Here is an 837-nt window from a genome sequence, read left to right as displayed (position 1 = left end):
GATATCTAAACGTGTTTGTCCTTGTTGAATTTGCGCACCTGCCGTTATCACAACAATATCGGCACCTAACAAATCGAGGTAATCATCTGAGGGAATAATGCGGGTATTTTTGGAAAAGGTTAACGCCGCAGTGTGACGAAAATCGAAGACTTCCCCTTCAGCTCTTTCTAAGTTTTGGTCTAACAGAACAAGTTCACTGACGCTGCCTAGCGTGAGCAAATAATTGCAAACACCAACTCCAACGGCGCCAGCGCCAATCACACCAATTTTCATCTTACTCTCCCTGAAAAAATGCGGCTCTTGAAAGATACGTCGCTCTTTAAAAATGAGCGGCAAGAGCATAAAAGTCCAACGTCATTTTGTAGCTCAGAATCTGTTACCAATCTAGTCTTTCATTTCCGCACCATGCTTGTCTGGTGAAAATTACACCGTTGAATCGTGACGTTACCGCCCTGAAGAAGCCTTTCACCTCTATATCAACGGCCAAAAGCGAGTACAATCTGGACATCTCATTCAAGAAGGCAAACAAAATGGAAACTCTGTTAATTGGTCACCGCGGCGTTGCCGGCTCGTTCCCAGAAAATACAAAAGTCAGCGTTCAAGCTGCAATTGATCTCGGCCTAAAATGGGTAGAAGTGGATGTTCAGCCAACAAAAGATAACGTGCTTGTGGTTTGTCACGATCATACGTTAAGTCGATGCAGCAATGGCAAAGGACGAGTTGATGCGCATACGTTGAAAGAACTAAGACAATTAGATTTCGGTGGCTGGTTCAGCGAAGATTTTGCTGGCGAAACTATCATGACTCTTGAGGAGCTATTAAGCTTGGCTACTGAGC

General features: G+C 44.3%; 2 protein-coding genes. One reads left to right on the top strand and one right to left on the bottom strand.

Going from position 1 to position 837, the window contains the following annotated elements; translation table 11 throughout:
• A partial coding sequence (locus tag R7R78_RS25305) for a lactate/malate family dehydrogenase (RefSeq protein ID WP_406707395.1) occupies positions 1 to 273 on the bottom strand: 273 nt, incomplete at its 3' end.
• Between the two features lie 257 nt (positions 274 to 530).
• On the opposite strand from R7R78_RS25305, the gene R7R78_RS25300 reads away from it, so the two are divergent.
• The coding region (locus tag R7R78_RS25300; protein WP_263856318.1) for a glycerophosphodiester phosphodiesterase family protein at positions 531 to 837 on the top strand (307 nt) is incomplete at its 3' end.

This window comes from Vibrio sp. 2134-1 (assembly GCF_033339495.1).
Note: the sequence above shows the minus strand (reverse complement) of the source record. Positions and strands in the feature narration are given on the sequence as shown.